Source organism: Protofrankia sp. CiT1 (assembly GCF_917627335.1).
Classification (GTDB): Bacteria; Actinomycetota; Actinomycetes; order Frankiales; family Frankiaceae; genus Protofrankia.
The window spans coordinates 47,520-50,263 of sequence record NZ_CAKJTP010000004.1 but is presented as its reverse complement, the minus strand read 5'-3'; the positions used below and the strand labels follow the sequence as shown (position 1 = coordinate 50,263).

2 protein-coding genes are annotated in these 2,744 nt (G+C 63.4%); both read left to right on the top strand.

The window, feature by feature from the left end; genetic code table 11:
• The coding region (locus MJ785_RS01615; protein ID WP_239379941.1) for a TrkA family potassium uptake protein at window positions 1-1,218 on the top strand (1,218 nt) is incomplete at its 5' end.
• Window positions 1,219-2,373: 1,155 nt separating this feature from the next.
• The coding region (locus MJ785_RS01610) for a hypothetical protein (protein WP_239379940.1) at window positions 2,374-2,744 on the top strand (371 nt) is incomplete at its 3' end.

Genomic DNA, 2,744 nt, shown 5'->3' with positions numbered 1-2,744 from the left:
CGGGATCTGGCCGTGACCATCGCGGCCGAGTTCGACCGCCCGTTCCGGCTCGCTCTCGGCGCCGTGCTGACCATCATGACCATCGGCACGCTGGTGCTGAGCCTGACGTATGCGGACAACGACCCGACCGCGCCGCCGGACTTCAGCCCGCTCGACGCGTTCTACCTGACCGTCACCACAATGGCCACCGTCGGCTATGGCGACTTCAACTTCGGCGCGGCCGGCGGCTGGTTACAGGCGTTCGGCGTCGCGCTGATCCTCGTCGGCGCGCTGTCCATCGCGGTCGTCTACGCGTTCATCACCAATGTGATCATCAGTCGCAGGCTGGAACGAACCATCGGGCGCGGACGGGCCACCACCGCGCGTGACCACGTCATCGTCTGCGGGCTCGGTTCGGTCGGGCTGGCCACCGTGGAAGGCCTGCTCACCGCCGGGCGCGACGTTGTGATCATCGAACGTAACGAGAACAACCGGTTCCTTTCGGTCGTCCGGGACCTCAAGGTACCGGTCGTGTTCGGTGACGCCACCGTCCGCGCGACCCTGATGGAGGCCGGGCTCACCCGAGCCGCCGCCCTCGCGGCCCTGACCAGCGACGACGTCGCGAACCTGGAAGCCGTGCTGTCCGCTCGGGAGGCATTCAACGATCATTTCACCGCCCGGCGGCGAGGAGGGCGCTGGCGCCGACGTCGGCACGCCCCGCCTACCGCTGTGCCCGTGGCCGACGGTTCCGGTTCCAGCGTCAGCGCTGGGACCGGAACCGGAACCGGGACCGGGACCGGGAATGACGACGAGGCTGGGCTACGAGTGGTGCTGCGCATCTTCGACACGACCCTTGGCGACGAAGCCGAACGCAGGTTCGCCATCCACACCGCCCGCAGCGCATCCGCCCTGGCCACCCCGTGGTTCGTCGGCGCCGCCCTCGACTACGAGGTGGTGAGCACCTTCTACGTCGACCGGGAGCCCTTCCTCGTCGCCCGGATCACCGTGACCGCCGGTGGTGGCCTGGACGGCCCGACCCTCCAGGAACTGTCGACCGGGACCCGCATGCTCGCGGTCGCCACGTCGTCCGCGCACGACGGCAGCACCGATCGCGCGCCCAACTACCGGCCGACTCGACACACCCGGCTCCGCCCAGGTGACGAGCTCCTGGTCGTCGGCCCGACCGCGCAGATCATCGACACGGTCAGCCGGAACCAGGCGCCCCACGTCCGGTCCTGACCTGGAGCAGATCACTCGCTATCGACGGTGCCCCAACCCGGCACGATCTCAGAACATCACGCCGCCGCTGGGAGCGGCCCCGCCGGAGCCCAGCTGGCCGCTTCCGCGCTGGTGCGACCGGCCTCGACGGCGGTCCCTGGCCGGGGTTTCGCCTACCGACGCAGAATGGTTGCTCAAGGTAACTTAGCTCAGCTGGTAACACCGGCTCGCTTCTCGAGCCACAAGGATCCACCGCATGAATAGATCTTGATGATCCCGAAGAAACCAGCAGCCCCACTTTCGGGTGAAAACTGGTGGCAAAACAGATCACACCGGGTCAGGCCGCATACTCTGAAGATGACCACAAAGCGTGGAACATGGAAATTCTTACATAAAACGGACGTAGCGATTAAAATAATAATCAATACATCAAGGCGAACGTCACATGATGTTGCTACTACGCAAACTCTAGACCATCCCGCGCTGGATGCGCATCCCGGCTGTCGATAACTTTAAGCAACTTCAAGAAAACTCCTTCCGGTCCATACGGCTAGGATTTATGCTGTCCGTCGACAGGTCATACAGAGCAAGCGCCTCTCACCGAGATTCTCGCGATGGTCGATGGAACGCCTGGCATACATTCCCCACGAGGCCGCAACGCTCGTGGCCTCGGCCGGGCTGTCCGTCACGGCCACCCGGAGAACCTACAGAAATGACTCCATCATCGCTACGTCCGCGTTGCGGAACACCGACGATGGAACCGTGCTTACTCGCATCGCTCGACGGGGGGAGGTATGAGCAGGTACGAGTGCGGCAACAGAGCAGGAAATCTGCTGTACTGACAGGCCCCCGATAGCCATCAAAGGACCATCCGTGCAGGCCCGGGGTCCGCAACAGCGTCAGTTAATTCATTAGCAACCCAAGCGGACCGTCCAATCTTCGCCTGCGCTGAAAGTGCGCAGTCCATTGCGGGCTAGATTAAAACCCAACGGCTACCACCAAGGAGAAACCGGGAAACCGGGAAGTCGCGCTCCAGCGCACCAACAACCCGCGAAGATGTGTTTTTCTGGTCCGATAAATACCTTTCCCACCAGCATTCCGATGCTGCCGGGACGTGCACACGGCCCGCCGTCATCGGACCGAAACACTGACAGCTCGAAGAGCGAGGAGTAAACAATGGCCGGTGTCTGGGATGCCAACATCAAAGCCGTCTACCCGACAAACCCCAACCTGTCCGTCACGGTCGACACCGTGACGATAGGGGCTGCTTTCGACGTGGTCGCGGACGTGGAGATCGGCTCCAGGCTGAACGAGGTCGTGGACAGTTACACGCTATCCGTCTCCGTTGTCAACCTCAGCCAGGCCAACGTGTTGGTCAGCAACAAGCCCCTCGTCGCTGTTCCGATCGCTCCCCAGGTGAACACGCCGCGCACCGATCTGCTAAGAGTCCACTTCCCCGCCGGCTGGGTCGCGGCGGACGAGGGCGACGTCCTGGAAATCGTGGCATCGTACAAGGTCACCGCCGGCGTCAACACCAATGTCTCCTC